Raw genomic sequence first — 18064 nt, forward strand, 5'->3', positions numbered from 1 at the left:
GTGCACGCCGTTCAGGCATGCGCTGCGCTGATTTGGTCTCAGATGTTAACCTTTTGTTGACCTTTTGTTAACCAACGCTGGACACAGGCCCATAAACATCAGATTCTGTCCTGACAAACCAACATGATCCCGCGCAACAAAAGCGCAGAAACAAGACGCTTGCGGATCAAAGTTGCACGAAAAGGGCAGAGATATGACAGGCAACGCGGCGCGTGCTTTCGATCCGTCGACGGACTCCAAACAGCTTGTGGCGGCCGAACTTGCGGGTGACGATGTCAGCCTGCTGGATTTCGCACGCAAGGCAGGGCGCAATATCTTTTCGGTCATTCCCGAGGCAACGCGTACACAGACCTATCTGCGCGGCCCGGCGAACATGCATTATGTCTGCGACCCGGCCATGATTACCGAGCTTCTTGCCGGTGTCGGGCGGCATTTCCCAAAGTCATCCTTTACGCATAACGTGATCGGGCCTGCGGTTGGCAATGGCATGATCCTGTCCGAAGGGCAGAAATGGCGCACACAGCGTCATCGCTATGCTCCGCTTTTCGCCGCGCGCAACCTGCCTGTTCTGACCAGCCATTTTGCGGGAACGGGCGAAGAACTGGGCGAGTTCTTCGCCAAGGCAAATGGCAAGGTTGATGTCGCGGATGCCGCTCAGGAGGCGACCCTGACCAACATTTCCCGGGTCATGTTCTCGGGCAACGAGGCCGTGTCCAAGCAGGATGTGCGAAACGGCATGCGCCGCTTTACCGATTACATCAGCTATATGTCGCTGTTCGATCTGATGGGGCTGCCAAAATGGATGCCGCGCAAGAAATGGCTCAAAAGCAAGAAGCCGATTCACAGCCTGCGCCAACTGGCCCGAGACGTGATCGAAACCCGTCAGGCCAAACGTCATGAAACGCCAGAAGACTTTCTTGATCTGCTGATCGAAGCGCTTGAAAGCGACAGTGAGGATATCGACACCACTGTCGACAATCTGCTGACATTCGTGGCCGCGGGTTATGAAACCTCGGCCAATACCATTGCCTGGGGGCTGTATCTGCTGGCCATGCATCCTGAAACGCAAAGCATGATCCGCCAGGAGGTGCTGAGGGCCTGTCCCTCGGGTGCGATCGCGTTCGAAGACCTGCAAAAGATGCCGCTTTTGCAGGCGCATGTGCGCGAAACCCTGCGCCTCTATCCGGCAGGGGCTTTGTTTGCGCGCGATGCAACCGAGCGCACCGAGACCAATGGCGTGATCTTCGAAAAAGGCGATGTGATCATGTTTCCGGTCTATTCCTTGCATGGCCATGAAGAGCTTTGGGATGCGCCGCAGGAATACCGACTGGATCGCTTTCTCGACAAAACCTATCCGCGGGGCCAATACATCCCGTTCGGCGACGGCCCGCGTATCTGCATCGGAGCGCAATATGCCGAGACCGAGATCATGGTTCTTCTGGCATCGGCTTTGTGCCGGGTGTCCTTTGAAATGACGGGCGATGTTCTGCCTGCTCCGGTTCTGACATTTACCATGCGACCGGGCGGACCAATCGTTTTGACGGCCAAATCACTGGGATAGATCCGGCGGTTTTTTGAAACAATCCGACACTGTGCTCGGGTTTGTTTCCTTTTCTGTCTGAGGGTCACTTTGAAGGGCGGAAAAGGCCCAAAACGATCCAAGTCTTGTCACGTTCTGACCTGATTGCATGGCTACCGCTTTTGCTGGGGCGAGTTTCCTGGTGGTGTGCATTGTCGTTGCTGCCGCTCGGGGCAGAGCGAAGGACAGTGAACGTGGCCGCAGAACTTTTGGTGACCGCAATTTATGCGGGCGATCCGGATGAGATGTTCGAAAAGGCAAGCAGCTTTGCCGACATGATCGAGGTGACAAAACGGATCTCGACCTACGAAGGCCTGCCGGCGCTGCCCATGGTGGCGGGACGTACCTACAAGACGAACGTCAAAGTCTTCGGCTTGGTCGAAACAAAGGATTATGCCATCCGGATCGATACGCTATGCAAACAATCGCGCCGGATGCAGTCCAGCGAGCATGGCGACAAGATCAAATCCTGGAAGCATACGCTGGATGTACTGCCGCATCGCGACGGATCGGTCTGGATCGATCGCGTGTCGATCGACGCCGGAGCGATGACACCGATCCTCGCGCGCTATGCACGGTTCATGTATCTGCACCGCCACAAGCATCGCAATGCCCAGAGCGCCTCGGCAGTTCTGCAAAAAGCCATTCGGGTCAATCTGCCGGACGTGCCGGTTTTTCACCCCCGCGACTGAGCGGCAGCGACAGTCACAGATCTTTAGGACTTTGCCTTTTTCTTGATGTCCGTCGTCGGGATTTTCTCATTGGGATAGACAAGGCCTGCTGAAATCACCAGTTTGGCGGCCTCTTCGATGCTCATGTCGAGCTCGATCACATCTTCCTTTGGAAAGAACAACAAGAACCCCGAGGTCGGGTTCGGCGTCGTCGGAACGAAGACAGACATCATGCCGTTTTCAGCAGTCGCCTTTTGCGCCACTTCCCCTCGGGTATCCGTCGAGATGAAGCCGATCGCCCAGATCCCCTTGCGTGGATATTCGATCAGGCAGGCCTTCTCGAATGACCGTTCGGATTGCGTGAACACGGTTTCGGCGATCTGTTTGATGCCCGAATAAATCGAACGCACAACCGGAGTGCGCTCGACCAGACTTTCAGCCCAGCGGATCAGCGAGCGACCCAGAAGCCCCTTGGCCACCCATCCCACGATGACGGTGAAGATCAGGAAGATCATCACGCCAACACCGCGCAGATTGATGCCGATGTACTGTTCGGGGCGGAAATGGTAGGGAACCAGCGGCAGCACAAAGCCATCGATCCAGCCCACAACTGTCCAGATTAGCCAGATTGTCAGCCCGATAGGTGCGATCACGATCAGCCCGGTCAGGAAGGATGATCTCAGGCCCCCCAGAAGGCCTGGGCGGCGGGGCGGTTCGTTTTCTTCAAATGGGGTTTTCATCGGGCTTCCAGCGCAATTCGATCAGGAACCTATGCATTTTGCGCAGCCGCTACAATGGGTCTTGCACCACATCGTCATGGCCGGCCTATGTGGTGCTTAACGCTTGGGCAATCCCGGCGGCGAGCCGGGCATTGTTGCGCACCAGAGCGATATTGGCGCGCAGTGATTGTCCCTTTGTCAGCTCGAAGATGCGCTGCAAAAGATAGGGTGTTACGGCTTTGCCGGTGATCCCATGGCGGTCGGCATCTGCCTGAGCCTGCGCGATGATCGGTGCAAGCGTTGCAGAGGGTATCTCGTCTTCGGGTGGAATCGGGTTGGCAACCAGCTGTCCTCCGGGCAGACCCAATTGCGCGCGCATCCGGTGCGCACGCGCGATGTCCTGAGGATCATCCATGCGCAGCGGCGCGGCAAGATCGGACTGGCGCGACCAGAATGCCGGGAACATGTCCTGCCCATAGGCGATCACGGGCACGCCCAGTGTTTCCAGAATTTCCAGTGTCTTGGGCAGATCAAGGATGGCCTTGGCGCCTGCGGCCACCACGCTCACCGGAGTCTGGGCCAGCTCTTGCAGATCAGCCGAGATATCAAAGCTGAGTTCTGCCCCCTGGTGCACTCCGCCAATTCCGCCCGTGGCGAAAACCTCGATACCGGCCAGGTGGGCGGCGATCATTGTTGCGGCCACCGTCGTCGAACCGGTGCCCCCGCTGGCAAGGCAGGGCGCGAAATCAGCCCGGCTGAGCTTGGCCACAGCCTTGGCCTGACCCAGTGCGGTCAGTTGATCTTCGCTCAGGCCGATGTGCAACCGGCCCTCCATCACAGCGATGGTTGCGGGCACGGCCTCAAGCGCGCGGATATCGCTTTCGACCTGACGGGCGACCTCGACATTTTGTGGATAGGGCATGCCGTGGGTGATGATGGTGCTTTCCAACGCCACGATCGGCGCACCGGAAGCACGCGCCGCGTCAACTTCGGGAGAGAAGATCAAGGGTATCACAATGGTGTTTCTCCGGAGACATAGGTGGCCGCTGCATGAAGCGCGCGGGACAGCGCCGTCGCGCGATCCGCACCGGTTGATTCGGCGGCGATATGGGCGGCCATGAATGTATCACCGGCCCCCGTAACACGCGTGACCAGCACTTCGGGCGGAGTCTGGGTGATCAGATCGCAACCCTGTGCGCCCTCGCTGGCGGATTTTCCGCCGTCGGTGACCAATACGCGCGCAGCGCCGCGTTCCAGCAATCCGGCGGCAGCGGCTTGTGAGCTTGGAAATTCTGTTTGGCACAGAAGCCCGGCCTCTTCGAGGTTCACATAAAGCGTGCCGCGTGCGTGGTTCATGAACGGCAGCAAGCGCTCGGCCTTGCCAGGCGAGGCGGGCGCCACTCTCAGGTCAGCTCGTGAAAAGGCGGGATCCTGGGCAATCTCTTCCAGCAATGCATGGGTGAGATTGCCATCCAGCGCGACATATCCATCAAACGGGGCGTCAGCATGGCCCAAAGGACCCGCGCGCATGGGCTGGAGAATCTTGGCTCCGGCGGCTTCAAGCGAATGTGCGTCGGCTATCGCCGCAATCAGCCCGTTCGCGCCTTCAACGGCCATATAGCGATCCGTCGGCAGGTCGGTCGAACGATAGATGTGATCGACATCCATGCCCAATCGCGCACAAGCTGCCATCAGTTCTGTCCCTTCATCATCCTGACCAATCGCAGTCAGCAGGGTAGGGCGCATACCGAAGCGCACCAGGGTCATTGCTATGTTCATGGCCACGCCGCCGGGAAGTCGCGTGATGCGTCCGGGCACATCCGAGCCCTGCCGCATATGGCTGGCCGAGCGTCCGATCACGTCCCACAGGACGGATCCGATACAGAGGATGTTCGGCGCGGTGCTCATGATGCTCTTTTGGCGGCATCCTCACAGGGGCGCAAGATCACGGCACTCTGAATGTCAGTGCCGCCCAGAGCGTTTCCCAAACATCCTTTGCGTCTTGCGGGCTTTCACGCAGCACGACGGCATCCAGAAGATATTCGCTTCCCGGGTTCACCGGGATGCGTGCCCGGCCCTCGTCATCTGTACGATAAAGACTGACCGAGACTGCGCCGGCTGCATCCCGCGCAAAAACCTCGATCTGCGCATCTGCACGCGGTGCTCCCTGGTACAGAAGCTGAATTGGAAAACCGTCCGTCAGATCATCTGTATAGGGATTGGCCAGAGCGACAAACTCGGTCTCAAGACCCAATACGCTGTCGGATCCTTCAGAGGATCCGACACCGATCAGGGCCTTTACATGGCGCGTATAGCTTTCCGAGAAGCCCTCCTCGGGCAGATCGCGTGCCAGATGGCGGGTGCGGATATCGGGAAAATCCTTGTGTTCGGCAAAGCTCTGGAACTTGGTCCATTCCTTGTAGGTGACCGAAGATGGGGTTGTTTCATGCGCGATGACCATAAGCCCCTCAGCGGGGGCTTGCATGTCCAGCACCGGGATGTTGCCGATGCGCGGAGACAAAGCTCTGGTCTGACCGTCGAGTGTATAGTCAAAGCGTTCCGAGCGACGGTCGAAGAAACCGAGGTTGATGCCCTCGAAATTTTCGCCATTCTTGAATTGAGCCGTGAATGTTTCGCCGACCGCCACTTGATATGGTTCTGGCGCGATCCAGAATTCATGTGCAGATACAGGGAATGCGGCCAGCACAAAGGCGAGGCTCGCGCAGAGACGGGGACATATGATGGATTTGAGTTTCACACGGAGCAAGCTGCGCTTTGCAGCGCTGATGTCAAGCATATGGTTGCTTCTGTGCGGCGGTATGGCGCTTGCTCATGAGGTTACGCCGACAATCGGGGATTTTGTCACGGAAGACAGCACCTTCACTCTGGATTTGCGCATCAACATCGAGGCCTTCGTGGCCGGCATTGATCTGGATGAGTTGGAAAACACCAACGAAAGCGAGCTCTCTGATTCCTATGACAGCCTGCGGGTGTTGGAACCGGATGCGCTGGAGCCGCGCGTGCGCAGTTTTGTCGAGGCATGGCTGCCGCAGCTTCAGGTGGATGCCAATGGCCCGGTGGCATTGAGCCTTGATCGCATCGAAATCCCGCCTGCCGGGAATACCGAACTGCCGCGCGCGACACATCTGTTCGTCACAGGCACATTGCCGGACGGCGCACGCACGCTGGTTCTGACATGGCCGGATGGATCCGGCGATATGGTGCTGCGCCAGCAGCGCGTGGATGCACCTTACACAGGTTATCTTGAAGGGGGACAGACGACCGATCCGATCCCCTTGTCGGGTGGTGGACAGCGAGGCGGCTGGCAGACCTTTGGTGAATACATCCCCGTTGGTTTTGATCACATCTTGCCAAAAGGTCTTGATCACATCCTGTTCGTTCTGGGCCTGTTTTTTCTCAGCACCAGACTTAGCCCACTGATCTGGCAGGTCAGCGCGTTCACGCTGGCCCATACGGTCACACTGGCGTTGGGGGCGCTTGGGATCGTCAGCATTTCGGGGGCGATAGTTGAGCCGCTGATTGCCGCCTCCATCGTCTATGTCGCGGTCGAGAACCTGTTTACCAAAGGGCTCAGTCCGTGGCGGCCCTTCGTCATTTTCGGGTTCGGCTTGTTGCACGGGCTTGGTTTTGCCAGCGTACTGGGTGAGTTCGGGCTTCCTGCGGGGCAATTCGTGCCTGCGCTGATCGGCTTTAACGTCGGGGTCGAGCTGGGACAGCTGACCGTGATCGCTCTGGCCTTTCTGGCGGTTGGCTACTGGTTTGGGCAGAAACCGTGGTACCGCGCACGCATCGCCATGCCCGCATCCGTGGTCATTGCGACGGTCGGGGCCTATTGGTTCGTCGAGCGGGTGTTTCTTTAGACAAAGGCGCGGTGAAGCCGCTCCATTGCGGCGACGGGATCATCCGAGCTCCAGATCTCGTCGCCGATGCCGAAGAAATCCGTGAAGGGTGCCAGCAGCCCCGCAATTTCTGCATTCAGACCGCCTTCGGCCACAACCGGCAGTTCGATCATTTCCGACCACCACTGGAGTGTCTCGAGTTCGACGGTGCTGCCATCTCCAAGTGCGCTTTGGCCGACCGGGCCAAAGGCCACGTAATCCGCGCCTGCTTCACCGGCTGACATTCCGTCATGGCGTGACGTGCCACAGAAACTGCCCACGATCGCATCTGGCCCCAGCAACTTGCGCGCCGCGCGCACGGGTTTGGACCCGTCGCTCAGGTGCACACCGTCCATTCCCAGCCGTTCGGCCAGCACCACATGATCGGTGATGACGATCGCCACATCCCGCGCATGGGTGACCTCGCGGCAGGCATCAGCGGCGCGCGAAATGCGGTCTTCGTCCCGTGTTGCAAGGTCAAGTCGCACACAGGCGATCTCATGAGCATCCAGAACCCGCGCCAGCATCTCTGTCGGCCAGCTCAGTTCGAACTCTGACGGTGTGATGAGATAGATCTGAGGCTGCTCGGGGCTGTCCATGATACCTGTCCTGTCGACTTTTGCCGTGAGCTTTAGCTCATTGGCGCTGCGATGAAAATGCCCATCGGGCGGCTCTTGCCTTAGATGTCCGCCGCGCATAGACCGGGCGCGCCAGTTTAACCGCAGGAGCCTGCATGCCCACTCCCGGCCCTCAGCCCGCCATGATCCTTGTGCGACCCCAGATGGGTGAAAACATTGGCGCGGCTGCGCGAGCCATGTGGAATTTCGGTCTGGATCGCATGCGCCTTGTCGATCCACGCGATGGCTGGCCCAATCCCAAAGCTGTGGTCATGGCCAGCGGGGCAGGGCGTTTGTTGGACGAAGCGGGTCTGTTCAAGACGACCGCCGAGGCGGTCAGTGATTGCTCGTATGTCTTTGCCACGACCGCACGGCAACGCGACATGACCAAACCCGTGTTCAGCCCCGAAGCCGCGATGAAACTGGCCGCCGAAAAGATCGCTGCCGGTGACAAGGTCGCGGTCCTGTTCGGCCCTGAACGCGCGGGCCTTGAAAATGACGATATCGCGCGGGCGAACGCGATTATTTCGGTCCCTGTGAACCCGGACTTCCCATCGCTCAACCTGGCGCAATGCGTGCTTCTCACCGGGTATGAATGGCGTCGCCAGACAACAGAGGTGATCCACGAAACCACCGAAATGGCGGGATCGGATTGGGCCACGGGAGAGGACATGGAAAACCTGGCGTTGCATTACGAAGAGCGCCTCACGCAGGCCGGTTTCTTTTTCCCGGAGACCAAGGCAGAGGGGATGAAACGCAATCTGCGCAATCTCTGGAGCCGGACACCGTTGACGCGTGCGGATGTGCAGATGCTGCACGGAATCCTGCGACAGATGGTCCGTTGGAAAGAGCGTGGCGACTGAAGCTGGACGCGGCCCCCCTGCAGACATAGGTTCTGCTCCAAGACGACAGACGAAAAAGGTCAGATAGAAATGAGCGGTAAACGCAGCATTTTCGAAGAGGTCTCGGACGCCAGCCCCAAACCCGCAGCTCAGCCCGGCCTGATTGATGCAGGCAAGCAGGGGGCACGCGGTGCAATCCGCATCTGGCTGATAGTGCTGTTTGCGCTGGTGGTCGTGATGATCGCGGTCGGAGGTCTCACGCGCCTCACGGATTCCGGCCTTTCGATTACCGAATGGCGTCCGTTGACCGGAGCAATCCCGCCGCTGACGCCTGAAGACTGGGACCGAGAGTTCGGCCTTTATCAGCAGATTGACGAATGGCGCATTCAGAACCAGTGGATGACGCTGGCGGATTTCAAAGTGATCTATTGGTGGGAATGGGGCCACAGACAACTGGGGCGGGTGATCGGCCTTGTTTGGGCACTGGGGTTTTTCTGGTTCCTGATCCGTCGCCAGATCCCGACCGGATGGACGGGGCGATTGTTCTTCATCGGCGCTTTGGGTGGTGTGCAAGGTGGCATCGGCTGGTGGATGGTGTCGTCCGGCGTCACACAGGGCGAAGGGGCGGTCGATGTGGCGTCCTATCGGCTGGCCACTCATCTGGGTCTGGCCTTTGTGATCCTTGGCTTTATCGCCTGGTATGTATTCCTTTTGGGACGCCAGAAGCGTGACCTGATGCAGGCGCGCCGCGCGCGCGAAACCAGACAGTTCTCGCTGTCGACCGGGTTGATGCATTTCGCCTTTCTGCAGATCCTGATCGGCGCATTGGTCGCGGGTATCGACGCGGGCCGCTCGTACACGGACTGGCCGCTGATGGGCGGGCAGGTCTTTCCCGCAAGTGCACTGGTGCTGGAACCGGTCTGGCGTAACTTCTTCGAAAGTCCCGGTCTGGTGCAGTTCATTCATCGCGTGACGGGCTACCTGCTGCTGATCTTCGGTGTGATTGTCTGGCTCAAAGGGCGCAAATCGGCCCACGAAAAAACGCGGTTTGCGTTCAACGCGGTCATGTCCGTGTTGGCGCTTCAGATCGTGCTGGGTATTGTCACGGTGCTTTATGGTGCGCCCTGGCAGATCGCCATTGCCCATCAGGTACTTGCGGTCGCGCTTTGGGTCTTGATCCTGCGCGCGCGCTATCTCTCGGCCTATCCTGTCGCAACCTCCATCAAGGGAGCCTGAGCCCATGCGTGCCTTTGAAGAATTGATGGCCTTCGAGCGCCAGACGCAGGCCCTCGGCCAGATCGCAGGTCGTTTGGGCTGGGATCAGGAAACCATGATGCCACGCGGCTCTGCTGAACAGCGCGGCGAAGAAATGGCGGCGATCGAAGCGGTTCTTCACGCCCGCCGGTCAGATCCCCGCGTTGGTGAGTGGTTGGAACAGGCCGCAACCGAAGGCGCAGTTGAGGAAGCTCATGTGCGCGAAATCAGGCGCGCCTATGAGCGAGCGCGCAAAGTGCCCGAAGCTCTGGCAAGCAGGCTGGCGCGGGTTACCTCGGAGGCGCAGGGCAAATGGGCGTCTGCGCGCGCGGATGAGGATTGGGAGGCCTTTGCGCCGGTTCTGGAAGAGGTCGTTGCCCTCAAGCGCGAGGAAGGCGCGGCGCTTGCAGAGGGTGGCGACATCTATGACGCGATGTTGCAGGACTATGAACCCGGCACCACTGCCGCAGAGATTTCGGCGATCTTTGATGCGATGCGTCCGCGCCTTGTGGCGCTGCGCGCCGCAATCCTTGATCAACCCGAACCCAAGGGCATCGTGGGAACCTTTCCGGCGGGCAAACAGATGAAGCTGACACGGCAATTGGCCCGTGCCTTTGGCTATGACATGGCCCGGGGCCGTGTGGACAAGGCGGTTCATCCGTTCAGTTCAGGCTCGGGGATGGATGTGCGCATTACAACGCGCACCAATGAACAAGATCCGTTCAACTGCCTCTACTCGACCATCCATGAAGTCGGGCACGCCGCCTATGAGCAAAACATCGACCCGGCCTATCTGCTCACTCCGCTGGGACGGGGTGTGTCGATGGGGGTGCATGAAAGCCAGAGCCGGATCTATGAAAATCAGATCGGGCGCAGCGCGGCCTTCACCGGCTATCTTTATGAACAGATGACAGCGATTTTCGGCTCGATCAGCGTCGAGAACGCCCGGGAATTCTATTCCGCCGTGAACTGCGTGCGACGGGGATACATCCGCACCGAAGCCGATGAAGTGCAGTACAATCTCCACATCATGCTACGGTTTGATCTGGAACGCGCCTTGATGGCGGGGGATCTGCAGGTCGGCGATCTGGAGACAGCCTGGAATGATCGCTTTGAGGCTGATTTTGGCTATCGTGTCGACATGCCGTCCAACGGCGTGTTGCAGGATGTGCACTGGTCCGTCGGGCTGTTTGGGTATTTTCCGACCTATTCACTGGGCAACGTCTATGCCGGGTGTCTGCATCAGGCCATGTGTGCGGCCCTTCCCGATCTGGACGCTCAATTGGCCCAGGGCGTGACCGAAACCGCGACAGGCTGGCTGCGCGTCAACCTGCAACGTCACGGCGGCCTGTACGCCCCCCGCGAGATCATCGAGACTGCCTCGGGTATCGCCCCATCCGAAGGGCCTTTGCTGGACTATCTCGAAGCCAAGTTTACCGACCTTTATAATCTCTGAAAGCGCTATGGAAATTCCGTTCAAAACAACCCGCATGCTTAACTTTGGTGATTGCGACATTTCGGGCACCGCCTATTTCCCGAGCTATCTCAATATTCTCAACGGCGTGAACGAAGAGTTCTGGCTTCATCTTGGTTGGCCTTGGCACAAGATCATATGGGAAGAGCGCTGGGGCACACCCACGGTGCATATTTCGTCGGACTTCTCGAGCCCGTCATTCTTTGGTGAAGAGCTTGAGTTTGCCGTTACTGTCATCAAGGTCGGCCGTTCTTCGGTAACGCTGCGCCATGACATCAGTTGCAAGGGCGAGAAACGCTGGGGCAGCACCCAGGTGCTTGCCGCGTCGGATCTGGACAAGCACACGTCGATCCCGTGGCCCGATGACGTCAAAGCGGCGCTGGAAGCCCTGATCGCCGAAAGCCCCTGATTTCAGGGTTCTTGCGAGGTTTTGCCCCGCGCGCGGGCCATGGCTGACCCAAAGAAGCAGGGCCTTGCCCCGATACGCCTTGGGTCTTGAACACGGTTGACAGATCTTGGCGAACGTATCGCCTCAATAGACCCTTACGCTTCAGCTTCGTCTTCTTCGCCCTGATCTGCGATCCATGCGACGCTCACCACCTCTTCACCTTTTCCGGTGTTGAACACCTTGACGCCGCCCGCACTGCGCGAGCGGAACGAAATGCCTTCGACGGGTACTCGGATCGACTGGCCCTTGGATGTGGCGAGCATGATCTGATCATCCATTTCGACAGGGAAGGATGCAACCAATGCGCCGCCGCGCATGGCCTTGTCCATTGCCGTCACACCCATGCCGCCGCGTCCGCGCAGAGGATAGTCATGCGACGAACTGAGCTTGCCCGCACCCCCTGAAGTGATCGTCAGGATCAGGTTTTCCGCCGCCGACATCTCGGCATAGCGCTCCTGAGGCAGTTGGGTGTTGGCGTCGCCCTCTTCTTCATCGGACATCTCGGCATCATCGGCCAGACCGGCCATCGCGCGGCGCATCTTGAGATAGGCGGCGCGTTCATCCGATGTGGCTTCGAAATGGCGGATGATGGACATCGACACGACCTTGTCCTGGCCGCTCAGGCGGATACCACGCACACCAACCGAAGCGCGCGAGTTGAAGACCCGCACATCGGTGGCGCGGAAGCGGATCGCGCGTCCTGAACTGGTGACCAGCATGACATCATCATCGTTGGATGCGATGCGGGCGTTGATAAGCGTGGTGTCTGCATGTTCGTCTTCGAACTTCATCGCGATCTTGCCGTTGCGCATCACATTGGTGAAATCACTGAGCTTGTTGCGTCGCACTGTGCCTGCCGAAGTGGCAAAGACCACCTGAAGGTCGTCCCAGTCTTTCTCGTCGCGATCCACCGGCATGATGGCCGCAATCGACACGCCCTGCGGGATCGGCAGGATGTTCACGATCGCCTTGCCCTTTGAGGTGCGTCCCCCTTGGGGCAGGCGCCATGTCTTCAGCTTGTAGACCATCCCGTCGGTGGTGAAGAACAGCAGCTGCGTATGGGTGTTGGCCACGAAGAGCGTTGTGACCACGTCCTCTTCCTTGGTGGCCATGCCCGACAGCCCCTTGCCACCGCGTTTTTGCGAGCGGAAATCAGAGAGCGCGGTGCGTTTGATATAGCCACCTGACGTGACCGTCACGACCATGTCTTCGCGCTCGATCAGGTCTTCGTCTTCCATGTCTCCCGACCAGTCGACGATTTCGGTGCGGCGCGGGACGGCGAACTGATCGCGTACTTCTTTCAGCTCATCGGAAATGATGCCCATGATCCGCTCACGCGAGCCAAGAATTTCAAGGTATTCCTTGATCTTTCCGGCAAGTTCCTCGAGTTCGTCAGTGACTTCCTTCACACCCAGTTGCGTGAGGCGCTGAAGGCGCAGATCAAGGATCGCGCGCGCCTGAATCTCGGACAGGTTATAGGTGCCGTCATCATTCACTGGGTGCAGCGGATCGTCGATCAGCTTGAGATATTCAAGGATATCCACCGCGGGCCAGCGCCGCGTCATGAGTTTGTGGCGTGCTTCGGCAGCGTCGGCGGAAGATCGGATCGTGGCGACGACCTCATCCACATTCGACACTGCCGCGGCCAGTCCGCACAGAACATGAGAGCGTTCGCGCGCCTTGCGCAGTTCAAAGGCGGTGCGCCGGGCGACGACGTCTTCACGGAAATCGACAAAGGCCGTCAGGAAGCCGCGCAGCGTCAGTTGCTCGGGCCGCCCGCCATTCAGCGCCAACATGTTGCAGCCGAAATAGGTCTGCATCGGTGTAAAGCGGAAAAGCTGGTTGAGCACCACCTCGGCAGTGGCGTCGCGTTTCAGTTCGACAACAACGCGCACGCCGTCGCGGTCGGATTGGTCCTCGACATTCGAAATGCCGTCTATGCGCTTTTCGCGCACGGCATCGGCGATCTTTTCAATCATCGCCGCCTTGTTCACCTGATAGGGGATCTCATCGATGATGATCGCATAGCGATCCTTGCGAATTTCTTCGATCCGCGTTTTCGAGCGTACAATGACGCTGCCGCGACCCTCGATATAGGCTTTGCGCGCGCCCGAGCGTCCAAGCATGATGCCGCCTGTGGGGAAATCGGGCCCCGGGACATATTCGATCAGATCTTCCGAGCTCAGATCCGGATTGTCGATCAGGGCAAGCGTGGCGTCAACGATTTCACCCAGGTTATGGGGCGGGATATTGGTCGCCATGCCGACAGCGATCCCGCCAGCCCCATTGACCAGCATGTTTGGAAAACGCGCCGGCAGAACGGTGGGTTCGCGATCCTTGCCATCATAGTTGTCCTGAAAATCGACAGTGTCCTTGTCGATATCGGCGAGGATATAGGCAGCAGGCTTGTCCATGCGCACTTCGGTGTAGCGCATGGCGGCGGGGTTATCGCCATCCATGGAGCCAAAATTGCCCTGACCATCCAGAAGCGGCAGGGACATCGAAAAGTCCTGCGCCATGCGAGCCAGAGCGTCATAGATCGCGCTGTCGCCATGCGGGTGATACTTGCCCATGACATCGCCCACGGGGCGCGCGGACTTGCGGTAGGGCTTGTCATGCGTGTTGCCCACTTCGGACATCGCGTAAAGGATGCGCCGATGCACCGGTTTCAAACCGTCGCGCAGATCAGGTATCGCGCGGCTGACAATGACCGACATCGCATAGTCCAGATAGGAGGTGCGCATCTCTTGTTCGATCGAGATGCTGGGCCCACTATAGACGGGCCGTTCTGGCGGCGTTTGTTCTTCGTTTTCAGGGGTTTGCGGCGTATCGCTCAACGGTCAGGCCCAATCTTTTGGAGGGGTCTATATCTTGTGGCTGTACTCTATCAGAACCCGCATATCAGGTGCAATGCCTGTGGTGGAATGGGTTTAGCAGCCAGTGTGCATCTTTGCTAATACACTGTTTTTGTTGAAAACTTCATTTCTTGCGGAAATCATGAAGATATCGAGTCGCAAAAACAGGGTGATACATGATGAATGAGACCGAACTGATGCTGAAGGGATATGGGCTGACAACGGCGGAAATGTTCTACCGCATGCCCGATTACACGCATGTGCTGAACACCTTCATCTGGCAGGACTATGACCTGGCCCCCGACCATCCGAGGCTGTTCAAGTTTATCGAGTTCTGGCGGGACGAGATCGAAGGCCCGCTGCACTCGGTGCGGTTTACCCATCGCAAGCTGATCTCACCCGGTGAATGGCAGAACGTCGTGGGGGAATTCACGCTACATTGATCTGAACAGCCCGTATGCGCTGCCCCGGGGGGCTCAGCCAGAACAGCTTGCCCCGCCCAGCACGCAGAATTTCGCGCAATGGGGATGGTTTAATGCCACATCGCGTTCGGCCTCTTGCAACGTGGTCCCCAGCTCGAATTGTGCATCATAAGGCAGCAATGTGCACGCAACGACAGCAGGCTTGTCCGCGCCCTTGCGTTTGATCACCATCCGCGAGGATGCACACATGACCGCTGACGGCGAGATGTCCAGAATGCCCCAGCAGGCGGTGGTGATTTCCGGCACTTCGACGGATTCATCCATCTCGGGGAAGATCACCGTTTCCGCGGGGTTATGTGCATCAATGGCAAAGCCATGACGGCGAAAGAGGGCGTCAAACCCGGTGCGCGCCTCGGGTTCACTTTCGTGCCACATGCTACGACCGGCAACCGCCATCTTGAAGCCGTTGTCGCGCAGCCATTCCATGCCCGTGATCGTCTTGGCGAAACTGCCCACACCGCGCTCGGTGTCGTGATGCAAGGCCAAGTGATGATCGACCGAGATGCGCAAAGTCAGTTTGTCACCAAACCGTGCCTGCAATTCCAATAGTCCGGCCCGCATCGCTTTGCGCATCATGGGGCGCATGGCATTGGTCAGGATCAGCACCTCATAACCACGTTCCAGGCAGGCGCGTGTCATGGCGATGATGTCCTGGTTCATGAAGGGCTCGCCACCGGTAAACCCGATCTCGCTCACACCCCATCCGCGATCCTCGAGCTGATCCAGGAAATCAATGACCTCGGCTTCGCTCAGATAGACCAAGGCGTCGTTGGTGGGGCTGGACTCGATATAGCAATTCACGCATTCGATATTGCACAATGTGCCCGTGTTGAACCAAAGGGTCTGCGGGTTGCTCAGGCTGACCTGCGCACGTGCCTGGCCGTCTGCGGTCAGGGCCGGGTTCTGAAACTTGCCAATATTGGCGCGGCCTGCATCTTTCATGGAATTGTGATACTCTCGCGACATGTGTCAGGACAATTCGTTCTGACCGGTCTTAAATCAGACCGGAGCCTCGGGGAAAAGCCGGCTCAGCCGCTTTGACACAGTTGTGAAGCGCGGCCAGCCTGTTAGGCTGTCTTCAGTTTGTCCAAAGGCCTGCCATGGTATCGCGCGTTATTCCTGTTGATCCTTTTGACCTGGTTGTCTTCGGTGGCACCGGTGATCTGGCGCGCCGCAAGATCATCCCGGCGCTTTTCCGACGCTATTGCTCGGGGCAAGTCGTGGAAGGCACGCAAGTCATCGCGGCTGCGCGCACCGATCTGGATACCGAAGGGTATCGCAATGTGGCCGCGGCCTCGATCCGGGAATTCAGCGCCGGTAGGGCCTGTGAGGACGGCACCCTTGAGCGGTTCTTGCAGATGCTGGCCTATGTCAAACTGGACGCCACCGGCGAAGAGGGCTGGAGCGCGCTGGCCGATCTGATTCGGCAGGATCGCACGCGTGCGTTTTATCTGTCGGTCGGCCCGTCACTTTTTGCGCCGATCGCTGCGCGCATTCGCAGCCATGGTCTTGTCAATGCGGGCACACGCATCGTTGTCGAAAAACCCTTTGGCCACGATCTGGAAAGCGCCAAGGCGCTGAATGCCACTCTGGCCGAACATTTTCATGAAACCCAGATTTATCGGATCGATCATTATCTGGGCAAGGAAACCGTGCAGAACCTGATGGCGGTGCGCTTTGGCAACGTCTTGTTCGAGCCGCTTTGGAACGCGCAGTTCGTGGATCATATCCAGATCACGGTCGCCGAAACCGTCGGCGTAGGTCTGCGCGGCGAATACTATGATCGCGCCGGAGCCATGCGCGACATGATGCAAAACCACCTGATGCAACTTTTGTGTCTTATCGCGATGGAGCCGCCGGCACGGTTTGAGCCGGATGCCGTGCGAGACGAAAAGCTCAAGGTCATTCGGGCCCTGGATGCGGTTGAGCCTCACCACATTGTTCGGGGGCAATACGACGCCACTTCGGACAGTCCCGGTTATCGCGAGGCGGTTGGCCATCCGCGCTCGACCACCGAAAGCTATATCGCGCTCAAAACCCATGTTTCGAACTGGCGCTGGTCGGGCACGCCGTTTTACCTGCGCACCGGCAAACGGCTGGTGGCGCGGTCTTCGGTGATCAATGTGGTGTTCAAGGATGCGCCGCATTCGATCTTCGGGGCCGATGCTGGCGGCGCGGCCAATATCCTGTCGATCCGCCTGCAGCCCAATGAGGGCATTACCATGCATGTGACCATCAAAGAGCCCGGGCAGGGTGGCATGCGACTGATTGATGTGCCGCTGGACATGTCCTTTGCCGAAGCACTCGGCCCCGAGGGGCAAGACCCGCCCGATGCCTATGAGCGGCTGATCATGGATGTGATCCGGGGGAACCAAACCCTGTTCATGCGTGGCGATGAGGTCGAGGCGGCATGGGCCTGGACCGATCCCATCATTCGCGGCTGGCAGGCCCGGGGTGAGGTGCCCAAACCCTATGAAGCCTTGTCAAAGGGGCCCATTGATGCGGATCAGTTGATGCGGCGGGACAAGCGCGAATGGCGGGGGATAAAACCTTGAAGATCATAGAGTATCCAGATCAGGATATGTTGGCGATGGATCTGGCCAACAGCCTTGCAGGCGAGTTGGAGAGCAGCCTGTTTCACCAGCCCACTGTCTCTTTCGCCGTGCCGGGCGGTTCATCTCCGGGTCCGGTCTTTGATGCGCTCTGTGCTGCGGATCTCGACTGGTCGCGGGTGCATGTGATGCTGACCGATGAGCGATGGGTGCCCGAAGATCATCCGCGTTCGAACACCCGTCTTATCCGCGAGCGATTGCTGACCAACCGCGCCGCCAAGGCCCGGTTGTTGCCATTTTACGTGCAGGCCGACGATCCGAACGATGTTCTGGCCGAGATTACCGCGCAGCTTGTGCCCGAGATGCCGATCTCGGTTCTGTTGCTGGGCATGGGGGCCGATATGCACACGGCCTCCTTGTTTCCCGGCGCGCCGGGTCTGGAGGCTGCTTTGGCACCGGACGCGCCGATCCTTCTGGCGCAAACCCCGCCCACGCAGAATGAGACCCGCGTCACCCTAAGCGCACATGTGCTGGATGGTGCGCTGTGCAAACATTTGCTGATCACGGGAGACGAGAAACGGACGGCGCTTGAAAAAGCGATGAGCTTGCCGCCGGAAGAGGCTCCGATAAATTCTGTTTTGTCCGAAATTACAGTGCACTGGGCCCCGTAGT

17 protein-coding genes are annotated in these 18064 nt (G+C 58.8%); 10 read left to right on the forward strand and 7 right to left on the reverse strand.

The genetic code is table 11. From position 1 onward, the window contains the following. Positions 1–193: 193 nt before the first annotated feature. Complete coding sequence (locus WAO69_RS08295) at positions 194–1561, forward strand: cytochrome P450 (RefSeq protein WP_422177937.1); 1368 nt, start codon at positions 194–196, stop codon at positions 1559–1561. Between the two features lie 212 nt (positions 1562–1773). Continuing rightward, entirely contained in the window at positions 1774–2271 is a 498-nt protein-coding gene (locus WAO69_RS08300) for a hypothetical protein (protein WP_422177939.1), read from the forward strand. Between the two features lie 23 nt (positions 2272–2294). Here WAO69_RS08300 and WAO69_RS08305 read toward each other — a convergent pair whose 3' ends face one another. The 4 genes from WAO69_RS08305 to WAO69_RS08320 form a co-directional block, all read right to left on the reverse strand. Then, positions 2295–2990: a DUF502 domain-containing protein gene (locus tag WAO69_RS08305; protein WP_422177941.1), complete on the reverse strand. Its 696-nt coding sequence runs from the start codon at positions 2988–2990 to the stop codon at positions 2295–2297. An 85-nt stretch (positions 2991–3075) separates the two neighbouring features. Then, on the reverse strand, positions 3076–3984 hold the full coding sequence (locus tag WAO69_RS08310; protein ID WP_422177943.1) for a pseudouridine-5'-phosphate glycosidase: 909 nt from the start codon (positions 3982–3984) through the stop codon (positions 3076–3078). Further along, positions 3981–4877: a PfkB family carbohydrate kinase gene (locus WAO69_RS08315; RefSeq protein WP_422177944.1), complete on the reverse strand. Its 897-nt coding sequence runs from the start codon at positions 4875–4877 to the stop codon at positions 3981–3983. The genes WAO69_RS08310 and WAO69_RS08315 overlap by 4 nt, the downstream gene beginning before the upstream one ends. 37 nt (positions 4878–4914) lie before the next feature. Beyond that, positions 4915–5766, reverse strand: a complete 852-nt coding sequence (locus WAO69_RS08320) for a DUF4198 domain-containing protein (protein WP_422177946.1) — start codon at positions 5764–5766, stop codon at positions 4915–4917. On the opposite strand from WAO69_RS08320, the gene WAO69_RS08325 reads away from it, so the two are divergent. Beyond that, positions 5711–6850, forward strand: coding sequence for a HupE/UreJ family protein (locus WAO69_RS08325; RefSeq protein ID WP_422177948.1), 1140 nt, complete (start codon positions 5711–5713; stop codon positions 6848–6850). The two genes, WAO69_RS08320 and WAO69_RS08325, sit on opposite strands and share 56 nt — an antisense overlap. Here the strand turns inward: WAO69_RS08325 and WAO69_RS08330 are convergent. Beyond that, positions 6847–7467 carry a thiamine phosphate synthase gene (locus WAO69_RS08330; RefSeq protein WP_422177950.1) on the reverse strand — a complete coding sequence of 207 codons (621 nt, stop codon included), beginning with the start codon at positions 7465–7467 and terminating at the stop codon, positions 6847–6849. The genes WAO69_RS08325 and WAO69_RS08330 overlap by 4 nt on opposite strands. Before the next feature lie 134 nt (positions 7468–7601). On the opposite strand from WAO69_RS08330, the gene WAO69_RS08335 reads away from it, so the two are divergent. From WAO69_RS08335 to WAO69_RS08350, 4 genes are all read left to right on the forward strand, one after another. Beyond that, on the forward strand, positions 7602–8348 hold the full coding sequence (locus tag WAO69_RS08335) for an RNA methyltransferase (protein WP_422177952.1): 747 nt from the start codon (positions 7602–7604) through the stop codon (positions 8346–8348). A gap of 69 nt (positions 8349–8417) precedes the next feature. Then, positions 8418–9563, forward strand: a complete 1146-nt coding sequence (ctaA, locus tag WAO69_RS08340; RefSeq protein WP_422177954.1) for a heme A synthase — start codon at positions 8418–8420, stop codon at positions 9561–9563. A gap of 4 nt (positions 9564–9567) precedes the next feature. After that, on the forward strand, positions 9568–11037 hold the full coding sequence (locus WAO69_RS08345; protein ID WP_422177956.1) for a carboxypeptidase M32: 1470 nt from the start codon (positions 9568–9570) through the stop codon (positions 11035–11037). Between the two features lie 34 nt (positions 11038–11071). Next, positions 11072–11464 carry an acyl-CoA thioesterase gene (locus WAO69_RS08350; protein ID WP_422177958.1) on the forward strand — a complete coding sequence of 131 codons (393 nt, stop codon included), beginning with the start codon at positions 11072–11074 and terminating at the stop codon, positions 11462–11464. 134 nt (positions 11465–11598) lie between these two features. Here the strand turns inward: WAO69_RS08350 and gyrA are convergent, their stop codons facing one another. Further along, on the reverse strand, positions 11599–14340 hold the full coding sequence (gyrA, locus tag WAO69_RS08355; protein ID WP_422177960.1) for a DNA gyrase subunit A: 2742 nt from the start codon (positions 14338–14340) through the stop codon (positions 11599–11601). 194 nt (positions 14341–14534) lie between these two features. On the opposite strand from gyrA, the gene WAO69_RS08360 reads away from it, so the two are divergent. After that, complete coding sequence (locus WAO69_RS08360; protein ID WP_422177962.1) at positions 14535–14801, forward strand: usg protein; 267 nt, start codon at positions 14535–14537, stop codon at positions 14799–14801. Positions 14802–14834: 33 nt separating this feature from the next. Here the strand turns inward: WAO69_RS08360 and WAO69_RS08365 are convergent, their stop codons facing one another. Then, positions 14835–15782 carry a radical SAM protein gene (locus tag WAO69_RS08365; protein WP_422177964.1) on the reverse strand — a complete coding sequence of 316 codons (948 nt, stop codon included), beginning with the start codon at positions 15780–15782 and terminating at the stop codon, positions 14835–14837. 158 nt (positions 15783–15940) lie between these two features. On the opposite strand from WAO69_RS08365, the gene zwf reads away from it, so the two are divergent. Next, a complete protein-coding gene (gene zwf, locus WAO69_RS08370) occupies positions 15941–17395 on the forward strand; it encodes a glucose-6-phosphate dehydrogenase (protein WP_422177966.1) in 1455 nt (484 codons plus the stop codon). Beyond that, positions 17392–18063: a 6-phosphogluconolactonase gene (gene pgl, locus WAO69_RS08375; protein ID WP_422177968.1), complete on the forward strand. Its 672-nt coding sequence runs from the start codon at positions 17392–17394 to the stop codon at positions 18061–18063. The genes zwf and pgl overlap by 4 nt, the downstream gene beginning before the upstream one ends. Position 18064 lies beyond the last annotated feature (1 nt).

This window comes from Aestuariivita sp., assembly GCF_049276915.1.
GTDB lineage: Bacteria > Pseudomonadota > Alphaproteobacteria > Rhodobacterales > Rhodobacteraceae > Aestuariivita.

Bases quoted from the DNA above. Each gene is read 5' to 3' on its own strand.
- WAO69_RS08295 (WP_422177937.1), top strand. From the start codon at position 194: ATGACAGGCAACGCGGCGCGTGCTTTCGATCCGTCGACGGACTCCAAA.
- WAO69_RS08305 (WP_422177941.1), bottom strand. From the start codon at position 2,990: ATGAAAACCCCATTTGAAGAAAACGAACCGCCCCGCCGCCCAGGCCTT.
- WAO69_RS08315 (WP_422177944.1), bottom strand. From the start codon at position 4,877: ATGAGCACCGCGCCGAACATCCTCTGTATCGGATCCGTCCTGTGGGAC.
- WAO69_RS08325 (WP_422177948.1), top strand. From the start codon at position 5,711: ATGGATTTGAGTTTCACACGGAGCAAGCTGCGCTTTGCAGCGCTGATG.
- WAO69_RS08320 (WP_422177946.1), bottom strand. From the start codon at position 5,766: ATGCTTGACATCAGCGCTGCAAAGCGCAGCTTGCTCCGTGTGAAACTC.
- WAO69_RS08330 (WP_422177950.1), bottom strand. From the start codon at position 7,467: ATGGACAGCCCCGAGCAGCCTCAGATCTATCTCATCACACCGTCAGAG.
- WAO69_RS08335 (WP_422177952.1), top strand. From the start codon at position 7,602: ATGCCCACTCCCGGCCCTCAGCCCGCCATGATCCTTGTGCGACCCCAG.
- ctaA (WP_422177954.1), top strand. From the start codon at position 8,418: ATGAGCGGTAAACGCAGCATTTTCGAAGAGGTCTCGGACGCCAGCCCC.
- WAO69_RS08345 (WP_422177956.1), top strand. From the start codon at position 9,568: ATGCGTGCCTTTGAAGAATTGATGGCCTTCGAGCGCCAGACGCAGGCC.
- WAO69_RS08350 (WP_422177958.1), top strand. From the start codon at position 11,072: ATGCTTAACTTTGGTGATTGCGACATTTCGGGCACCGCCTATTTCCCG.
- WAO69_RS08360 (WP_422177962.1), top strand. From the start codon at position 14,535: ATGATGAATGAGACCGAACTGATGCTGAAGGGATATGGGCTGACAACG.
- WAO69_RS08365 (WP_422177964.1), bottom strand. From the start codon at position 15,782: ATGAAAGATGCAGGCCGCGCCAATATTGGCAAGTTTCAGAACCCGGCC.
- zwf (WP_422177966.1), top strand. From the start codon at position 15,941: ATGGTATCGCGCGTTATTCCTGTTGATCCTTTTGACCTGGTTGTCTTC.